The 21863-nt window shown below is 70.0% G+C and carries 1 protein-coding gene; it reads left to right on the top strand.

The window, feature by feature from the left end:
- Window positions 1-18 precede the first annotated feature (18 nt).
- Entirely contained in the window at window positions 19-21858 is a 21840-nt protein-coding gene (locus HHL11_RS19160) for an Ig-like domain-containing protein (RefSeq protein ID WP_169420184.1), read from the top strand.
- Window positions 21859-21863 lie beyond the last annotated feature (5 nt).

The raw sequence follows: 21863 nt of genomic DNA, 5'->3' as shown, positions 1-21863 counted from the left end.
GTGTGAGGAGAAGGCGTCATGCGCGCTTCTGCGAAGGCCTTGGTCGTTTTCCTGGTTTCCAACGCAGCCCGCAGGCGGCGCTCCCGCAGCGCTCCGAGCCGCCTGTTGCTCGCCCTGATGCGGCGCTGCCCGTCCTTCATCTCCGGCTGGATCCGCGCGCACTGGTCGGCCCTGCAGCGATGGCGCGCCGCGCGCAGCCACGACGCGCCGGTGCACATGGAGTTCGAGGCCCTCGAGCCGCGGCTGCTGCTGTCGGCGGACCTGCAGCCCGCCGCGGCTGGCGCCGTGCAATCGCAACTGCAGGCGCAGCCAGTGGCGATCGACCTCACGCTGGCCGCGGCGCCCGCGTCGGTGCAGGTCACCGGTGCCGGCAGCGCAAAGCTCACGCCGCAGGGCAGCGGCTTCACGCTGACGGTCACCGGCACCGATGCCAACAGCACGGTGTTGCTGCTGGGTGGACCGAGCGTGCACCTGACCGGCATCGCCGCGGATTCGCGGGTGGGCCACCTGGTGCTCGCCAACGCCACGCTCAACGGAATCGCCACCTTGCCGGGCGGCGTGGCCGCGATGCAGATCGGGGCGCTGGATGGTGCTTCGCTGCAGGTGGGCGGCAGCGGCAACTTCGCGCTGCTCACGGGCGCGATCCACGCGAGCAGCATCTCCGCGCCGCATGCCGTCGCGACTATCACGGCGGACAGCCTCACCACGGACACGGCGCACCCGGCCAAGCTCGAAGTGGCGGCGCTGGACAAGCTGGCGGTGCACGGCGAGGTCAGCGTGGACCTGCTGGTGAACGGCAGCAGCCCGCTGCGCGACGACCTCGGCGACGTCGCCATCGACGGCGTGGTGACGCGCGGCGTCTGGTCGGTCGATGGCCGCGGGCGGACGATCACGGTCAAGGGCACCGGCGCCGACTGGCGCATGAACCTGGCCGGCACGCTGCACGAGTTCAACACGCAGGGCGACGCCTCCGGCAGCCTGGCGGTGGGCAGCGTGCAGACGCTGCACGTCGGCGGCGACATGAAGAACATGACGGTCTACGTCGGCGCCGACCTCGGCTCCGACGCGGCGCTCGGGGGCACCGGCGATGCCGCCGACCACTTCGCCGCCGGCCGGCTGGCCCACCTGCTGGTGGACGGCCAGATCATCGCCAGCAACATCTACGTCAGCATCGACCCGGTCGACGGCATCTACGGCAACGGCAACGACGTCGACCTGGGCACCGTGGTGCAGCGCGTGCAGGAAGTGACCGTCGGCGGCGCGCAGACGCAGGACGGGATGATCTTCGCGCCGAGCTTCCCGACCCGGATCGACTGGGGGGGCCACGAGCATGCGCCGGAGGACATCCCTGCGGTGCAGGACCGCCACCACGACCACACGCCGCCGCAAGTGACGGCGGCGCTGCGCAGCGACACGGGCGCCTCGGCCTCGGATGGCATCACGCGCGACGCCACCATCGTGCTCACCGTGCGCGATCAGAGCGCGGTGTCCATCCAGGCGCGTTCCGGCACGCAGGCTTTCGAAACCATCCTGCCCGCGGTGCAGCGCGATGGCACCTTCGTCGTCTCGACCACCGTGCTGGCCAAGGTCAACGGCGGCAAGCTGCCCGATGGGCCCTACAGCTTCGAGTTCCGCGCCACCGACATCGCCGGCAACCGCTCGAGCGCCACGGTGCAGTTCACGCTGGACACGACCAAGCCGGACGCGACCCAGCTCCAGCTCGATCCGGCGGGCCACCCCATTTCCGACCTGGTGACGACGGCCGACGTGGTCAAGATCATCGGCGTCACCGAAGCTGGCGTGGCCCTCACGCTGCGCCGCGCCAACGACGGTCCCACGCTGGGCACGACCACCGCTGCGGCCAACGGCAGCTTCAGCTTCAGCGGCGTTGCGCTGCCCACGATCGGCAACAACGGCTTCACGCTGGTGATGACGGACCGCGCGGGCAACAGCCAGAACCGCGACTTCACGATCAAGCGGCAGCCGGCGAACGTGGACCAGACCCCGCCCACGCTCACCGCGGCCCTGCAGACCGATACGGGCAAGTCGGCCAGCGACGGCATCACTCGCGACGCCTCGGTCGCCGGCACCGCCAGCGACAACGTGGCTGTCACCAGGCTTGAAGCGGTGCTCGATCCGGGCAGCTCGCCGGTCTTCACGAACGTCACCACCAAGCTGCAGTCCAACGGCAGCTTCGTGCTCGATGCCGCGCAGCTGGACACGCTAGCCGGCGGCTACCTGGGCGACGGCGCGCACACGCTGCGAGTGCGCGCCTCCGACGCGGCCGGCAATGCGACGACGCGCGACGTCACTTTCACGCTGGATCGCACGGCCCCAGCCGCGGCGACGCTGGATCTTGCGGCCGCGTCCGACTCCGGCACCCAGGGCGACCACATCACCAGCGCATCCAGCGTCACCTTGAACGGCAGCGCCGAAGGCGGCGCGGCGCTGGCCTTGCTGCGGGGCGCGACCAGCCTGGGCACCACCACGGCGGCCAGCAACGGCAGCTTCAGCTTTGCCAGCGTGCAGCTCGCAGCCGGCAGCAACACCTTGACGGTCGTCGCGACCGACGCCGCGGGCAACAGCACTTCGCACGACTTCAGCTTCATTCGCGACAACGCCGCGCCTACGCTCGCGGCAGCCTTGCAGGCCGATACCGGCAGCTCCGCCAGCGATGGCCTCACGCGCAATCCGGCGGTCGCGGGCAGCGCCACCGACGCCTTGAGCGGTGTCGCCCGCCTCGAAGCGGTTCTCGATCCTGGCGGCACGCCGGTTTTCACCAACCTCACGGGCAAGCTGCAGGCCAATGGCAGCTTCGTGCTCGATGCGGCGCAGATGGACGTGCTGGCCGGCGGCCACATGGCCGACGGTGCGCACTTGCTGCGGCTGCGGGCCACCGATGGCGCCGGCAACACCACGTCCCTCGACGTGAGCTTCACCCTGGACCGCGCCGCGCCGTCCATGGCGAACTTCGACCTGGCGCCGGGCTCCGACACTGGCGCGGTGGGCGACCAGATCACCAGTTCCGCGAGCGCGAACCTCCTGGGCAGCACCGAAGCCGGTGCGGCGGTGGCCCTGATGCAGGGCACGGCCAGCCTGGCCACGACCACGGCGGCCGGCAACGGCAGCTTCAGCTTCCTCGGCGTGCCGCTGGCGGTGGGCAGCAACACCTTCACGGTGCAGGCGACCGATGCCGCCGGCAACAGCAGCTCGCAGGACTTCACGTTCAAGCGTGACAGCAGCACGCCGGCCTTGAGCGCGGCGTTGCAGAACGACAGCGGCGCGTCGGCCAGCGCCACCATCACGAGCCATCCGGAGCTGGCCGGCAGCGTCAGCGACGTGCTGGGCGTGGTGAAGCTCGAAGCGGTGCTCGACCCGGGCGGGACGCCGGTGTTCACCGAAGTCACGGGCAAGCTGCAGCCGGATGGCAGCTTCGTGCTGGCCGCCTCCGACGTTGGCGTGTCCACCCTCGCCGACGGGACGCACACCTGGCGCGTGCGGGCCAGCGATGCGGCCGGCAACAGCAGCAGCGTCGACGTGCCGTTCACGCTGGACACCACGGCGCCCGCGACGATCACGCTGCAGCTGGCTCCCGGCTTCGACAGCGGCACGGCCGGCGACGGCGTCACGAACGCCGCAACGGCGACGCTGCAAGGCAATACCGAAGCCGGCGCGCAGGTGACCCTGTCGCAGCTGGGCTCGGCGCTCGGCACGGCCACGGCGGCCGGTGACGGCAGCTTCAGCTTCGCCGGCGTGGCGCTGGCCGCGGGCGCCAATGCCTTCCACGTGTCCGCTGTCGACGCGGCGGGCAACGCCCGCAACCAGGACTTCAGCTTCACCCGCGACAGCACACCGCCGGTGCTGACCGCGCAACTGCAGAACGACACGGGCACATCGACCACGGACGGCATCACCAGCGATCCGACCCTGGTGGGCAGCGCCACCGACAACCTGCCGCTGGTCAAGCTGGAAGGCGCGGTCGACCCGGCCGGGCCGCCGGTGTTCTTCGACGTCACCAGCATCCTGCAGCCGGATGGCAGCTTCCTGCTGCGGCCGCAGGACCTGGTGCCCGGCCTCGCGGACGGCATCCACCACGTGATCGGCCGCGCCACCGACAGCGCCGGCAACCAGACCACGGCGCAAGTGGACGTGGTGCTGGACCGAGCAGCACCGGTCATCGCCAGCTTCGACCTCGCGCCGGCATCGGACACCGGCACGGCGGGCGACCACGTCACCAGCACCGCCACCGTTACGCTGCAAGGCAGCACCGAGGCCGGCGCGCAACTCACGCTGAAGCAGGGCAACACGGTGCTCGGCACCGCGACGGCCGCGAACGACGGCAGCTTCAGCTTCGCCGGCGTCTCGCTGGCGCAGGGCGACAACGCCTTCACCTTGCTGGCCACCGACGTCGCCGGCAACCAGGCCAGCCAGGACGCGACCTTCACGCGCCAGAGCGCCGACCAGAACGCGCCGACGCTTGCCGCCGCCCTGCAGACGGACACCGGCCGCTCAGCCAGCGACGCGATCACGAGCGACGCCACCATTGCCGGCAACGCGGCCGACGATGTCGGCGTGGCGGTGCTGCAGGCCGTGCTCGACCCGGGTAGCAGCCCGGTGTTCACCGACATCCTCTCGTTGCGGCAGGCGGACGGCAGCTTCGTGCTGACGCGGGCCTTCCTGGACGGGCTGGCCGGCGGCACGCTGGCGGACGGCACCCACACGCTGCGCGTCCGCGCGGCCGACGCGGCCGGCAACGCCACCTTGCGCGACGTCACCTTCACCTTGGACACGTCCGCGCCGACGCTCACCATCGGCATCGCGACGGCCGATGCCTTGCCGGGCACCAGCGACCAGACTGCCGCGGCCATCGTGCAATTGAGCGGCCTCACGGAAGCCGGCGCAACCGTGAGCCTCGCCTCGCAAAGCCTGGGCGTGGCGGCCGGTGGCGGCGGCGTCGTCGTCATGCCGGGCGTGAACCTGGCCCTGGGCGACAACCAGCTGCAGTTCACGGTGACCGATGCGGCCGGCAACACGGCCCAGGTACCGCGCACCTTGACGCGGGTGGCGCAGACCGGCACCGACGCCGTGCTCACCTGGGACGACATCGCGCTGCGCGCGATCCAGCTGGACGTCACCGACCCGCCGATCGCCACGCGCCTGCTGGCCATGGAAAGCCTGGCGGTGTACGACACGCTGGCGGCCATCGAGGGCACGCCGGCCTACATGGTGCAATTGAGCGTGAGCGGACCGGTGTCCGCCGATGCGGCCGTGGCGGTCGCCGCGCACCGCATCCTCAGCCTGCAATACCCCGCGCAGCAGGCGATCTTCGACCAGGCGCTGGTGAGCAGCCTGGCCGCGGTGCCCGATGGCGCCGCCAAGGACACGGGCATCGCGCTGGGCCTTTCGGTCGCCAATGCCATCTACCAGTTGCGCCTGAACGACGGCTTCAATGTCGACGCCGTCTTCACCGGCAGCACCGATGTCGGCAAGTGGCGGCCGGTCGGGCCGATGTTCGGCACCGCCCAGGATCCGCAGTGGGCCACCGTCACGCCCTTCGCGATGACTTCGCCCGACGAACTGCGGCGCGGGCCGCCGCCGGCGCTGGATACCGCCGCGTATGCGGACGCCGTCAACGAGATCAAGAGCCTGGGCGACGCCAACAGCACCACGCGCACCGCCGACCAGACGCAGCAGGCGCAGTTCTGGGCCGACGGCCTCGGCAGCTTCACGCCGCCCGGACACTGGAACCAGATCGCCAGCCAGATCGCCGCGGACCGCGGCAACAGCCTGAGCGCCAACGCGCGGCTGTTCGCGGAGCTGAACGTGGCGCTGGCCGATTCGGCCATCGCCTGCTGGGACACCAAGTACACCTACGACTCCTGGCGGCCCGAGACGGCCATCCAGCTGGCCGATACCGACGGCAACCCCGACACCACCGCCGATGCCGGCTGGCGGCCGCTGCTGCTGACGCCGCCGCACCCCGAGTACGTGTCCGGCCACTCCACCTTCAGCGCCGCGGCGGCCAGCATCCTGGCCGACACCTTCGGCGACAACACCAGCTTCACGACGACCAGCGCCACGCTGCCGGGCGTCACGCGCAGCTTCACCAGTTTCACGCAGGCCGCCGAAGAGGCGGGCCGCAGCCGCATCTACGGCGGCATCCACTTCGAGTTCAGCAACCAGGCCGGCCAGGCGCTGGGCCGCGACGTTGCCGCCGTGGTGCTGCAGCGATTCGCGCTGTCGCAGGACACGCAGGCGCCGACCGTGGTGATGGACGCCAGCGCGCCGGCGGTGTCGCACAACCTCACGCTGACCGGCCAGGTGCTGGACAACCTGTCCGGCGTGGCCGCGGCGCAGTTCCGCGTCGACAACGGCGCGCTGCAAGACCTGGCGCTGGACACCAACAACCGCTTCACCATCACTACCGCGCTGGCGGTGGACGGCAGCGCCGACGGCAGCCACACCATCACGCTGATCGCGCGCGATGCCGCCGGCAACATCAGCGCCGGCTTCACCCGCGGCTTCGTGCTGGACACGCAGGCGCCGGTGGTCACGCTGACCAGCATCACGGATGGCGCTTCGCTGGTGGGTGGCATGCGCCTGACCGGCGCCGCCGATGCCGGCATCTCGGGCCTGACCCTGCTGCAATACAGCTTCGACGGCGGCCCGGCGCGCAGCATGGTGTTCAACAGCAGCACCGGCAGCTTCGACGCGCCGCTGGACTTCAGCAAGGTCAGCGTCGGTGACCACCAGCTCGCCATCACCGCGCAGGACGGCGCGGGCAACCAGGCGAGCCTGCAGAGATCGGTGCACGTTGACACGCTGGCGCCTTTCCTCATCACCGGCATCACGCCGGTCGACGGCAGCCAGGACATCGGCGTGACGCAGCGGCCGCAAGTGGTGTTCTCGCGCGCCGTCAATACGGCGACGCTGGACGCCAACTCCTTCTATGCGACCGACCCGGCCGGCAACAAGCTGGCCGCGACCATCGTGCCGGCGCTGGACGGCAGCTTCGCCTGGCTGTTCTTCACGGATCCGATGCCGGGCGGCACCCTCGTCACGCTGCACGTGGAAGGCTCGCGCATCCGCGCCGCCGCCGACGGCAGCTTCCTCGACGCGGATGCCAACGGGACGGCCGGCGGCACGCGCACCATCAGCTTCACCACGGTGAGCACGACGCCGGTGGCAGGCACCAAGCTGGTCGGCAAGGTGGTGGACCCGGGCCAGGACCTGCAGCCCATGACCTTCGACGACATCCGGCGCGGGCCCGACGGCATCATCCACACCGCCGACGACGTGTTCCTGCACCCGATCGCGCATGCCAAGGTGTACATCCTCGGGCGCGAGGACCAGTTCGTCTTCACCGATGCCAACGGCAACTTCGAGCTGGACGACGTGCCCGCCGGCACGGTGAAGGTGGCCGTCGACGGCCGCACCGCGACCAACCCGCCCAGCGGCTACTTCTTCCCCGAGATGGTGATGGACGCCGAGCTGAAGGCCGGTATCACCAACACCGTCATGGAAAGCATGGGCTCGCAGCAGGAGCGGCTGGCCAACGCCGGCCGCGTGGAGGTCTACCTGCCGCGCGTGCCGAGCGACGTGCTGCAGCCGGTCAGCGACACGCAACCCACCACCATCACTGTCGACAACCCGCAGGCCGCTTCGCAGCTGACCAACGAGCAGCGCGCGCGGCTGACGCTGACGATCAACCCGGGCAGCGCCGTCGACGCGCAGGGCAACCCGGTGGCGAACGTGCAGATCGGCATCTCCACCGTGCCGCCGGAACTGGTGATGGACATGCTGCCGCCGGGCGTGCTGCAGCACACCTTCGACATCACGATCCAGGCGCCGGGCGTCGCCACCTTCACCGACCCGGTGAAGATCACCTTCCCGAACGTGTTCAATGCGGCGCCGGGCACCAAGCTGGACATCCTGAGCTTCGACCACACCACCGGCAAGCTGGTGATCAACGGCACGGGCACGGTGTCGGCCGATGGCCTGACCGTGGTGTCCGACGACGACTCCGGCGTGCGCGCGCCGGGCTGGCACGGCATGGCGCCACCCGGGCCGACCGGCCGCAAGGACAACCCGAAGCGGCCCAACCCAGGGCCACCGCCGCCGCCACCGCCGAACCCGCCCAGCCCGCCGCCGCCACCGCCGCCGCCGATCCAGACGGTGGTCGTGCCGCCGCTGATCCCCGGGCCGATCATCATCACGCCGCCGGCCCCGCCACCGACGACGACCGTGCCGCCGCCCTGGGTGCACGTGAACCCGCCCGGCTCCATCGTGGTGGTGCCCGGTTCGCCGAACGCGCCGGACTTCAACATCGAGGTGCGGCTGCCCGACACCGGCTTCACGCCGGCGCAGAAGCTGGCCATCTTCCAGGCCGCGCATTCCTGGGAACAGGTGATCACCGGCGACATCCCGGCCGACCTCACGCCCGAGGGCGTGGTGGACGACCTGCGTATCCACTTCGCCGTGGGCACCGTCGATGGCGCGGGCCACCAGCTGGCCAGCACGCAGATCCAGGACATCCGCTCCGGCGTGCTGAAGCTGCCGTCGCTGGCGACCATCACACTGGACAGCGCGGACATCGCGACGCTCACGCCCGAACAGCTGTTCAAGGTGCTGCAGCACGAGATCGGCCATGCGCTGGGCTTCGGCGAGCTGTTCGCAGCCGACGGCCTGGTGAATTCCAGCAATGCGGCCGACCCGGAATTCACCGGCGCCCACGCGGTGGCGGCTTATTCCGCGCTCACCGGCACCGCTCAGACCGGCGTGCCGCTGGACAACCGCAGCGGCGCCAACGCCACGCACTGGCGCGAGGCGCTGTTCGGCAACGAGCTGATGACGCCGCTGCTGGACCCGAACGGCCCGTACCCGCTGAGCGCGCTCAGCATCGCGGCGCTGCAGGACCTGGGCTACACGGTCAATCCGGCGGCCGCGGATGCCTTCGCGATGCCGGGAGCATCCTTCGTGTTCCATCCCAATGCCACGGACCCGGTGGGCACCGGCAATGGCGAGCTGCTGGCGCCGTCGCTGCCGGCGCCGGACCCGCACCTGTTCTTCGCCTTCGACTTCGGACCGGCCAGTGCGCCGGTGGCGCCGGGCTTTGCCGGCGTCACGGCCGCGACGACCTACAACGCGACGCTGGGCTATGGCTGGGCGCCGGGCAGCCAGGTGGTGGACAAGCTCACCGGCAACGGCACCCTGGCGCCGCTGACGGCGGACTTCGCCCAGGTGACCGACGGCACCTTCCAGGTGGACCTGCCCAATGGCACTTATGACGTGATCGTCGACATGGGGGACGACGCGGCTGACCACCAGCAGGCCAGCTACACCATCGAAGGCGTGCGGCGCGGCGCCATCACCACCGGCGTCGGCGAGCACACCGGCGTCACGCACCGCGTCGAAGTGGTCGACGGCCAGATGAACATCCACTTCACAGGCATCGGCGCCGGCGCGGCGCTGAACGCCCTGGAGATCCACCAGGTCAGCACCTATGTGACGCCGGTCTCGAACGTCGACTACACAAGCGGCACCTTCTTCCTGGCCATCGAGAACCTCGAGACCGGCTTCGTCATGCGCGACAAGGTGGAGGTCACGGCCGGTTCCGCGCTGTGCATCAACGGCGTGGTGCTGAGCCCCAATACCGCCTACCGCCAGTACGTGTACCAGGTGAACAGCAACACGGTGGGCGTGAGCGAGTTCGTCACGCCGGCCTCGGGCGTCAACTTCGACCTGCCCGAAGTGCCGCTGGGCAACCACATGGCGCCGGACACCGACGGCGACGGCCTGGACGACCTGGCCGAATTCATCGTCGGCACGCGGCCCGACCGCGCGGACACCGACGGCGACGGCATCGGCGACCGCGCCGAACTGCTGCAGGACCTGGATCCGCTGGGCGGGCAGTCGCTGCCCAGTGGGCTGATCGCCAGCCAGCCGGTGCAGGGCAGCGCCGTGGCGCTGGACGTGGTGGACGATCCGGCCGATGCGTCCAAGCTCACGGCCTATCTCGCCACCGGCACGCGCGGCCTCGCGGTGGTCGACGTGTCGCAGTACACCGCGCCCATCGTGCTGGCCGACATCGACCTGCCGGGCAATGCGCAGGACGTGGCGGTCGACGCGCAACGCGGGCGCGCGCTGGTCGCCGCGGGCGACGCCGGCCTGCTGCTGCTGGACGTGTCCAATCGCGCTTCGCCGCAGCTGCTGGACACGATCGCGCTGATCGGCGGTGCGACGCATGTGGAAGTGCGCGACGGCCTCGCCTTCGTCACCCATGGCAACTCGCTGTCGGTGGTGGACATCAACACCGGCGAGGTGCGCCAGACGCTGGCCACGGGCAGTGCCTCCAGCGAGGCGCTGGCGGTGGACGGCAACCGGCTCTTCACGCTCAATGACGGCGGCACGCTGCTGCGCAGCTACACCGTCACCGGCGGCGTGGTGGCCGCGGCGGATTCGCTGGCGCTGCCGTCGGCGGGCCGCAGCCTGTTCGTGGCCGACGGCGTCGCCTGGATCGGCGCCGAGGGCGCCTTCCTGGGCGGCGTGATGACGGCCAACGTGGCCGATGCCGCCAACCTGGCCTTGCTGAGCGGCCCGGACAGCACCTCGATCGGCGGCCGCGCCGTTGCCCTGAACGGCTCCGGCCTGGGCGTGGCGGTGGGCACGCCCGGCGGCGTGTTCGGCGCGAAGGCGCTGGACGTGATCAACACCGGCGATCCGGCGAACACCGGCGCCTTCGTCACGCGCTACCTGCTGCCGGACGCGCCGCAGGACGTGCGCATCGCCGGCGGCATGGCCTACGTGGCGGCCGGCAGCTCCGGGCTGTTCGTCGTCAACTACGCCGGCTTCGACAACCTGGGCGTGGCGCCCACGGTCACCATCTCCGCCGATGCGGTGGATGCCGACCCCGGCACGCCGGGCGTGCAGGTGCTCGAGGGCCGCAGCGTCCGCGTGCTGCCGCAGGTGACGGAGGACGTGCAGATCCGCAACCTGGAACTGCTGGTCAACGGCCAGCCGGTGGCGGCCGACGCGAGCTATCCGTACGAGCTGTTCGCGCAGGCGCCGCTGATCGCCGCCGGCGGCAGCAGCATGACCATCCAGGTGCGGGCCACCGACACCGGCGGCAATGTCGGCCTGTCCAACATCCTCACCCTGGACGTGGTGCCCGACACCTTCCCGCCGCAGCTGGGAACGGTGAGCCTGGTGGAGGGCTCGCGGATCTTCTTCCTGCGCTCGGTGGACATGGCTTTCGACGAGCCGCTGGATACCGCGCGGCTCGACCCGGCCAAGGTGCACCTGGTGCGGGCCGGCGCCGACGGCCAGTTCGATACGGCCGACGACGTGGTCGTGCCGGTGCGGCTGGACACGCGCAACGACGGCCAGACGCTCAGCGCCATCGTCGACGGCATCCTGCCGCCGGGCGACTACCGCTTCACGGTGGACGCGGCCGACATCGCCGACCGCGCCGGCAACCAGCTGGCCGCGAGCATCGTGCGCCACTTCAGCATCCGGCCGGCGAGCGACGTGCATGCGGCCGCCGGCGTGCCGGACATTCCGACCGCGCCCTCGGCCAACCCGGGCCAGCAGATCGCGCTGCAGGTGCCGTTCGACCCGAGCACGGCGCGCATGGACGTGGCCGTGACCGACCAGAACGGCAATACCACCACGCGCACGCTGCAGCCGGTGCGCTTCGATCCGGCGACCAGCGTCGCCTTCTTCACCGTGCCGGTCGACGCGGTCACCGGCGACGCGACGCTGTATTCGCTGGTGGGCAACGTCCGCACCGACTTCCCGGACGGGACCTTCCCGCTGCAGATCCTGCCGGTCATCTCCGACGTGCAGGTGCAATCCCTGTCCGGCGACGGTTCGACGGCCACCTTGTTGATCGCCGGCCTGGGCTTCGTCGAAGCCGGGGGCTCGCAGTACAACTTCGGCACCGTGCAGGTGGTGGACAGCAACGCCAGCACGGGCCCGGACGTGTTCGGCCGCAGCGACCCGGTGCTGGGCTTCGTGCCCACCGGCTTCGTGCAGCTGACCGTGCCGCTGTCCAACGGCGCTTTCGGCCCGATCACGGTCCACACGGCGGGTGGCACGAGCGCGGCCTTCAGCGTCAGCGTGGATGCCATCCAGTCCACGGCGCTGCGCGGCACGCCGGCCGATGGCACGCAAGCCTCGGCCAATCCGGGCCAGGCGATCCTGCTGCATGGCACCGGCCTCACGACCGACACCGACGTCCTGCTCCGCTGGACGGACATCAACGGCAACCCGGTCATGACGAAGCTGTCGCCGACCAATGCGGCGGCCGACGGCACCAGTGCGACCGTGATCCTGCCGCGCGACGCCAACGGCGTGTTCGGGCTGCAGGTGTTCGGCTCTGCTTCGCAGCCCTTGCTGCAGATCGTGCCGGTGCTGGACTCCTATGACGTCAGCGGCACGACCCTGACGGTGTTCGGCGGCGGCCTGGTGGAAGGCGGTAGCAGCTACGCTTTCCCGGGCTCGACCATCGTCGACGCCAGCACCGACAGCAACACCGACGTCTACTACAACAGCGACTTCAGCGCCCAGAACGGCCGGGTGAACTTCAACAACACGGTGCCGAACAGCGGCCTGGGCGGCATGACGGTGACCACCGCTGGCGGAACCTCCGCGCCCCTGAACCTGAACGTCATGCGGGTGTCGGGCACGGTTCTCAATGACGTGGCGCTGGCGAGCAATGGCGATCTCTGGACCAGCGACAACGCCAACCCGACCCACCTGCTGCGCATCGACCCGGCGACCGGGAACGTGCTGCAGTCGATCACCCTGAACGCCACCGACTTCGGCACGCAGTTCAGCTTCAGCCTCAATGGCCTGCAGTTCGTCCCGGCGATGAGCCTGGGCGGCACCGCGGTCCCGGCCGGAAGCCTGCTGGTGTTCAACGGGCAACCGAATCCGGACCGCGTGGTGGCGGTGAACCCGTCTACAGGCGCGACGATCGCCGTCCTGAGCCTGGCGGGCAACTTCGATGCGACGGCGGGCATCTTCGACGCCGCGAGCGGCCACCTGTTCGTCCTGGAGAACAACGGCCCGGGCAACCGGATGCAGGAAGTGGATCCTGCCACCGGCGCGACCATCAATACCTGGACCCTGCCGGTCAACATCCAGAACCACGCCGGCATCGCGATCGACCCGGTGACGGGCAACTTCTGGATCGGCAGCACCAGCACCGGCGGCAGCATCGTCGAAGTGGATCGCACCGGTGCGGAGATCCGCCGTGCCGACCTGAGCACGCAGGGCGTGACCGACAACGAGATCACGGGCCTGGCCTTCGCAGCTGACGGCACGCTGCGCGTGTCCTCGACCGCCGGCGTGATCTACAAGGTGCGCACGGACCTGGATACGGTGGCGGTGAAGACGGCCACGCTCCTGCAAGTGCTGGCTGCCGCCACCAATGGCACGGCCGCCAACGCTGCCCAGGCCGCCGCCAACGTCGGCCAGGTGATCGAACTGGTCGGCACCAACTTCGGCGCGGGGACTCGCGTGCTGTTCGACACGCGCGACAACAGCGGCACGGTGCAGACCATTGCCGTGACCCCGTTGGCGATCAACGGCGATGGCACGCGCATGCAGGTGTTGGTCCCCGACCAGGCAACCACGGGCAACGTGCGCGTGGTCAATGTGGGGACGCGCAACGTCGCCTTCGGCGGGCAGGCCGATTCGGTGTACCGCGACGTCACCGTGACTTTCACGGCGGGCGGTCCGACCGCGACGGTGCGCTTTGCCGACACCGGGCTGGAGGACATCAACAACGAGAGCTGGGGCCTGGACAACGTGCGGCTGGCGCAGGGCGCGACCACGCTCTTCGACGACGACTTCGAAGGAGCCGTTCCCTCGCGCTGGGGCAATGCTCCGGTCGATGCCAGCCAGCGCGCTGCGCTCACCAGGTTCCTGGGCCGCTTCAACAACGGTGGCCAGACCTTGAACCTGGATGGCCTGACCGCAGGCCAGAGCTACACGCTGACCTTCGACCTGATGATCTTCGACAGCTGGGACGGCACCAGCCGCAGCGCCGGCCCGGACGTCGTCGACGTCAGCGTGGATGGCACGAGCAAGTTCCACGAAGCCTTTACCAACAACATCGGCAGCGACCAGGTGCAGACTTTCCGGCAGACGCCGGGCGTGCGGCTGCAGGTCGTGCCGACCTTGACGGCCACCGACGGCCGCCCGGCCGAGGAGAACAGCTTCGCGCTGATCGGCAGCGGATTCATGGAAGGCGCGAGCACGGTGACCATCGGCGGGGTGGCCTTGGCCGATCCGGCGATGAACCTGTCGCCCTTCGATGTCACGGGCGGCCGCAACGACCGGCTGACGCTGGTGGCGCCGCGCACGCTGGACGGGCCGATCCGCATCACCACCGAGGGTGGCTTCGCGCAGATCCCCGCGCCGAGCATCCCGGCGCAGCCACCGAGCCAGTTCACCGGCATCGTGGCCGCCTCCAATGGCGGGCAAGCCACCGACCCCGGCCAGCCGGCGGCGACGACGGGCCAGACCATCGTCCTGCAAGGCCAGGGCTTGACCAACTCCACCCTGGTGCAGTTCCAGGGCGTGGACGACAACGGCGTGGCCGGCACGCTCACGCGCACGGGCAATGCCAGCAATGGCGGCACGCAGCTGTCGATCATCGTGCCGGCGCTGGCGAGGACCGGCGCGGTGACGGTGCTCGGGAGCGGGCAGAGCTTCAACCTGCAGGTGGTGCCCACGCTGCGTGCCGTCAGCGGCACGGTTGCAGCGGGCAACACGCTGCTGGTCGAAGGCACGGGCCTGGTGGGGACCGAACTGGTCGTGACCGTGGGCGGCCAGCCCGCGGGCAGCTTCAGCGTGCGGACCATCGTGGATGGTTTCGCCAACAACCCCGACCAGCAGTTGCTGAGCGTGGTGGTCCCGATCGGCGCCACCGGCAACGACGTCGTCGTCAGCACGGCCGGCGGCACGGCGGACAATCGCCGCGGCATCGCCATCAACGACCTCGGCGTGCTGGCGCAGCCGGCCGATACCGGCGACACGCTGGCCGGCGCGGCCAACGTCGGCCTGCTGCAGGACAGCAAGGCCGCCTTCACAGAGACGCTGGGCGACGGCACGCAGGCCACGAAGGATGTCGACCTCTACAAGCTGGTGCTGGATGCGCACGCGACGATCCGCGTGGGCGTCGCGTCGAACGACATGTCCAGCTTCGTGCGCATCTTCGACGTCAACGGCAACCAGCTGGCCACCCGCAGCTTCGGCACCGGCGATACCAGCCAGCTGGCGTTCACGGTGGACCAGGGCGGCAGCTACTTCGTCGGGGTCAGCGGCAACGGCAACTTCAGCTACGACCCGGCCACCGCGGGCAGCGGCGTGGCGGCCTCGACCGGCACCTACCGCCTGAACCTGGAAGCGCAGCGGGCCGGCTCCGGCCACCTGCTGGCCATCACGGGCGCCGCGGCCAGCGGCGCGGCGGCCAATGCCAGCCTGCCTTCGGCCAACACCGGGCAGACCATCACGCTCAACGGCGCCGGGCTGCTGAACTCCGACCGCGTGGTGTTCACCACGATCGACAGCAACGGCACGCTGGGCGAAGTCCTGGTGACGCCGAATTCCATCGACCTGGGCGCGCAGACGATCACCGTGGTCGTTCCTGACAGTGCCATCACCGGCCGGGTGCGGCTGGAGCGCGAAAGCGCGGGCGTGCTGCTGCAGGTGGTGCCGACGGTGGCCGACGTGGCCATGAGCGCCGGCAGCGCCTACATCGGCGGCAACCTGCAGTTGCGCGGCACCGGCTTTGCCGAAGGCGGCATCACGGTGTCCTTCGGAGCGCAGCAGGTGGTGGACCGCAGCACCGGCACCGGCATCGACGTGTTCGGCAACGGCGCCAACAACAACTTCCTGAACCTGACGGTGCCGGCCACCTCGCCGGTGCTGCCGTCCGGGCCGGTGCGCGTGACGACCGCCGGCGGCACCAGCGCCGTCTTCGGGCTCACCTTCACCGGCATCACCGCGACCGCCGGCTACGGCACGCCAGCCCAGGGCGGCCAGGCCTCCGCCAACCCGGGGCAGACGATCACCATCAACGGCACCGGCCTCGACGCCAGTACCGACGTGGTGTTCCAGACGGTGGACAGCAGCGGCAATCCGGGCGACATCGTGGTCCACCCGACCATCGTCGGCCCGGGCGGCACCAGCGTGCAGGTGGCGGTGCCGGTGGCGGCGGTGACCGGCCAGGTGCGGGTGGTGGGCGATGCCAACGGCAACGACGTCCCGCTGCAGATCCTGCCGGCCATCACCGACGTGCAGGTCGAATCGGTGGCAGGCGACGGCAGCTCGGCGACCGTGCTGATCGCGGGCAGCGGCTTCATCGAGGGCGGCGGCCAGTACCAGTTCGGCAGCCAGGTGGTGCTGGATGGCAGCCTGGGGACCGGTCCCGACGTGTTCGGCCGCAGCGACCCGGTGCTGGGCTTCGTGCCCAATGGCTTCGTCCGCGTCACCGTGCCGCTGTCGAACAGCGTGTTCGGGCCGATCACGACCCGGACCGCCGGCGGCACCAGCGCGGCCTTCACGGTGAGCCTCAGCTCCATCGAAGCGACCGCGGTGCGTGGCACGCCGGCCGATGCCGGCCAGGCCTCGGCCAACCCGGGCCAGGCAATCCTGCTGCATGGCACGGGTTTGACGACCGACACCGACGTGCTGCTGCGCTGGACCGACATCAACGGCAACCCGGTGATGACGAAGCTGTCGCCGACCAACGCTTCTGCCGATGGCACACGAGCAACCTTGATCCTGCCGCGCGATGCCAACGGCGTGTTCGGCCTGCAGGTGTTCGGCTCCACGACGCAACCGCTGCTGCAGATCGTGCCCGTGCTCGATTCGTATGACGTCAGCGGCACGACCCTGACGGTGTTCGGCGGCGGCCTGGTGGAAGGCGGCAGCAGCTACGCTTTCCCGGGCTCGACCATCGTCGACGCCAGCACCGACAGCAACACCGACGTCTACTACAACAGCGACTTCAGCGCCCAGAACGGCCGGGTGAACTTCAACAACACGGTGCCGAACAGCGGCCTGGGTGGCATGACGGTGACCACCGCCGGCGGAACCTCCGCGCCCCTGAACCTGAACGTCATGCGGGTGTCGGGCGGCGTCTTGAACGACGTGGCCGTCGCCCCCAATGGCGACCTCTGGACGACCGACAACGCCAACCCGACCCACCTGCTGCGCATCGATCCGAGCACCGGGAACGTGCTGCAGTCGATCACCCTGAACGGCACCGACTTCGGCACGCAGTTCACTTTCAGCCTGAACGGGCTGCAGTTCGTCCCGGCGATGAGCCTGGGCGGCACCGCGGTCCCGGCCGGCAGCCTGCTGGTGTTCAACGGGCAGCCGAATCCGGACCGGGTGGTGGCAGTGAACCCGTCGACAGGCGCGACGATCGCCGTCCTGAGCCTGGCGGCCAATTTCGATGCGACGGCGGGCATCTTCGACGCCACGAGCGGCCACCTGTTCATCCTGGAGAACAACGGGCCAGGGAACCGGATGCAGGAAGTGAATCCGGCCACTGGCGCGACGATCAACACGCTGACCTTGCCGGTCAACATCCAGAACCACGCCGGCATCGCGATCGACCCGGTGACCGGCAATTTCTGGATCGGCAGCACCAGCACCGGCGGCAGCATCGTCGAAGTGGATCGCACCGGTGCGGAGATCCGCCGTGCCGACCTCAGTACGCAAGGCGTGACCGACAACGAGATCACGGGACTGGCCTTCGCCGCCGACGGCACGCTGCGCGTTTCCTCGACCGCCGGCGTGATCTACAAGGTGCGCACGGACCTGGATACGGTGGCGGTGAAGACGGCCACGCTCCTGCAAGTGCTGGCCGCCGCCACCAATGGCACGGCCGCCAACGCTGCCCAGGCCGCGGCCAACGTCGGCCAGGTCATCGAACTGGTCGGCACCAACTTCGGCGCGGGGACTCGCGTGCTGTTCGATACGCGGGACAACAGCGGCAACGTGCAGACGATCGCGGTCGCGCCGCTGGTCATCAACGGCGACGGCACGCGCATGCAGGTGCTGGTGCCCGACCAGGCGACCACTGCCAACGTGCGGGTGGTCAACGTGGGAACGCGCAACGTCGCCTTCGGCGGGCAGGCCGATTCGGTCTACCGCGACGTCACCGTGACTTTCACGGCGGGCGGCCCGACCGCGACCGTGCGCTTTGCCGACACCGGGCTGGAGGACATCGGCAACGAGAGCTGGGGCCTGGACAACGTGCGGCTGTCGCAGGGCGCGACCACGCTCTTCGACGACGACTTCGAAAGCACCGTGCCCGCGCGCTGGGCCAGCGCACCGGTCGATGGCAGCCAGCGCGCGGCGCTGACCCGGTTCCTGGGCCGCTTCAACAATGGCGGCCAGACGCTGAACCTCGACGGCTTGACGCAAGGCCAGAGCTACACGCTGACTTTCGACCTGATGGTCTTCGACAGCTGGGACGGCACCAGCCGCAACGGCGGCCCGGACACGCTCGACGTGAGTGTGGACGGCACGAGCAAGTTCCGCGAGGCCTTCACCAACAACATCGGCAGCGACCAGGTGCAGACCTTCCGGCAGACGCCGGGCGTGCGGCTGCAGGTCGTGCCGACGCTTGCGGCCACCGATGGCCGACCGGGCGAGGAGAACACCTTCGCGCTGATCGGCAGCGGCTTCATGGAGGGCGCCAGCACGGTGACCATCGGCGGCGTGGCGCTTTCGGACCCGGCGATGAACCTGTCGCCCTTCGACGTCACGGGCGGCCGCAACGACCGCCTGGCGCTGGTGGCGCCGCGCACGCTGGATGGGCCGATCCGCATCACCACCGAAGGCGGCTTCGCGCAGATCCCCGCGCCGAGCATCCTGGCGCAAGCTCCCAGCCAGTTCACCGGCATCGTGGCGCTTGCAAGCAGTGGCCAGCCCACGGATGCGGGCCAACCGTCCGCGACGACCGGCCAGACCATCGTGCTGCAAGGCCAGGGCTTCACCAATTCCACGCTGGTGCAGTTCCAGGGCGTGGACGACAACGGCGTGGCCGGAACGCTCACGCGCACGGGCAACGTCGGCAATGGCGGCACGCAACTTTCGATCATCGTGCCGGCGCTGGCGAAGACCGGCGCGGTGACGGTGCTCGGGAGCGGCCAGAGCATCAACCTGCAGATCGTGCCCACCTTGCGCGCAGCCGCCGGCACCGTGAGTGCAGGCAACACCTTGCTGATCGAAGGCACGGGCCTGGCGGCGACCGACCTGGTCGTCACCGTCGGCGGCCAGACCGCGACGACTTTCAGCGTCAGGACCATCGTCGACGGCAACAGCACCAACCTCGACCAGCAGTTGCTGACGGTCCTGGTGCCGTCCGGCGTCTCGGGCAATGCCATCTCGGTGGCGACCACCGGCGGCTCCAGCACGCTGGCGGCCAAGCTTCTCACCGGCATCACCACGGCCGCCGCGAGCGGCACACCCGCCAACGCGAGCCTGCCATCGGCCAACGCGGGCCAGGCCATCACGCTGACCGGCACCGGCCTGCTGTCGTCGGACCGCGTGGTCTTCATGGCCACCGACAGCAGCGGCAACCTGTTCGAGACGACGGTCACGCCGACCTCCGTCAACGTGCCAGGCCAGACCATCACGGTCACCGTCCCGGACAACGCCGTCACCGGCCGCGTGCGGCTGGAGCGCGACACCAGCGGCATCGTGCTGCAGGTGGTGCCCACGTTGAACGATGCCTTCATGAGCGCAGGCAGCGGCTTCATCGGCAACAACCTGCAGCTGCACGGCAGCGGCTTCGTCGAAGCCGCCACCACCGTCACCATCGGCGGCCACGCGTTCGTGGACCGCAGCGTGAGCTTCGACCTCGACATCTTCGGGTCCGGCGGCAACAACAACTTCATCAACATGACGGTGCCGAGCACCACCCCGGCGCTGCCCACCGGGCCGATCACCGTCACCACCGCCGGTGGCACCAGTGCCGCCTTCGGGCTCACTTTCACCGGCATCTCCGCGAGCGCCACGAGTGGCACGCCCGCCAACCCCGGCCAGGCTTCGGCCAATCCGGGGCAGACGATCACCATCAACGGCAGCGGCCTCGACAGCTCGAGCGACGTGGTGTTCCAGGTCGTCGACGGCAGCGGCAACCGCAGCGACCTGGTCGTTCATCCGACGACGGCAGCGGCCGACGGTTCGAGCGCGACGGTGGTGGTGCCGGTCAATGTGTTGACGGGCAACGTGCGCGTGGTGGGCGATGCGAACGGCAGCGACGTCCTGCTGCAGATCCTGCCCACTGTCACCGACGTGCAGGTGGAATCGGTCGCGGGCGACGGCAGCTCCGCCAGCGTGCTGGTGTCCGGCATCGGCTTCGTCGAAGGAGATGGCGCCTACCAGTTCGGCAACCTGGTGCTGCTGGATGCCAGCGTCAACACCGGTCCCGACGTGTTCGGGCGCAGCGACCCGACGCTGGGCTTCCTGAACAGCGGCACCGTGCGCTTGACGGTGCCCTTGTCGGACGGCGTCTTCGGCCCGATCACGGTGCGCACGGCCGGCGGCACCAGCGCGGCCTTCACCACCAGCCTCGCTTCCGTCGAGTCCACGGCCACGCGCGGCACGCCGGCCGATGCCGGCCAGGCCTCGGCCAACCCGGGACAGACGGTCGTGCTCCATGGCACCGGACTCAGCACCAACAGCGACGTGCTGCTGCGCTGGACCGACATCAACGGCAACCGCGTGATGCAGCGGCTTTCGCCGGCGACCGCAGCCGCCGACGGCAGCAGCGCCACGCTCGTGATCCCGCGCGATGCCAACGGCGTGTTCGCGCTGCAGCTGTTCGGTTCCACGACGCAGCCGCTGCTGCAGATCGTGCCGGTGCTGGACTCCTTCGACGTGAACGGCACGACCCTGACGCTGTTCGGCGGCGGCCTGGTGGAAGGCGCGGGCAGCTACGCCTTCCCGGGCGCGACGGTGGTCGATGCCAGCACCGACGGCAACATCGACGTCTACTACAACGCCGACTTCAGCGCCCAGAACGGCCGGGTGATCTTCAACAACACGGTGCCGAACAGCGGCCTGGGCAGCGTGTCGGTGACGAACGCCGGCGGCACGTCCGACCCGCTGGCGCTGAACTTCATGCGCGTCACTTCGGGCGTGCTCAATGACGTGGCGGTGTCCGCAGCCGGCGCTCTCTGGACCGCCGACAACGGCAACCCGGGCCACCTGCTGCGCATCGACCGGGCCACGGGCAGCGTGCTGCAGTCCATCACGCTGAACGGCCCGGACTTCGGCACGCAGTTCACGTTCAGCCTCACCGGCCTGCAGTTCACCGGCGCGATGACCCTGGGCAGCACCGCGGTGCCGGCCGGCAGCCTGCTGGTGTTCAACGGCCAGCCGAACCCGGACCGGGTCACCGCCGTGGATCCGGCCACCGGCAACGCGATCGCCAGCCTCAGCCTGGGGGCGAACATCGACGCGACGGCGGGCCTGTACGACGCGACGACGGGCCACCTGTTCCTGCTGGAAAACAACGGGCCCGGCAGCCGGATGCAGGAAGTGGACCCGGTCACGGGCGCCGTCGTGAACACGCGCACCTTGCCGGTGAACATCCAGAACAACGCCGGCATCGCCATCGATCCGGTCACGGGCAACTTCTGGGTGGGCGGCAGCAACAACGCCGGCGTCGTCGTCCTGGTCGACCGCACGGGCGCCGAGGTGCGGCGGGTGAACCTGGCGAGCCAGGGCGTCGACAACAACGAGGTGTCCGGGCTGGCCTTCGACACCGACGGCAAGCTGCTGGTGGCCTCGACGGCCGGCGTGATCTACAAGGTGAGCGTCTGAAGGGA

Source organism: Ramlibacter agri (genome assembly GCF_012927085.1).
In the GTDB taxonomy this organism is placed as follows: domain Bacteria; phylum Pseudomonadota; class Gammaproteobacteria; order Burkholderiales; family Burkholderiaceae_C; genus Ramlibacter; species Ramlibacter agri.
The sequence above is the reverse complement of the archived record's forward strand: the minus strand, read 5'-3'. Positions and strand labels throughout refer to the sequence as shown.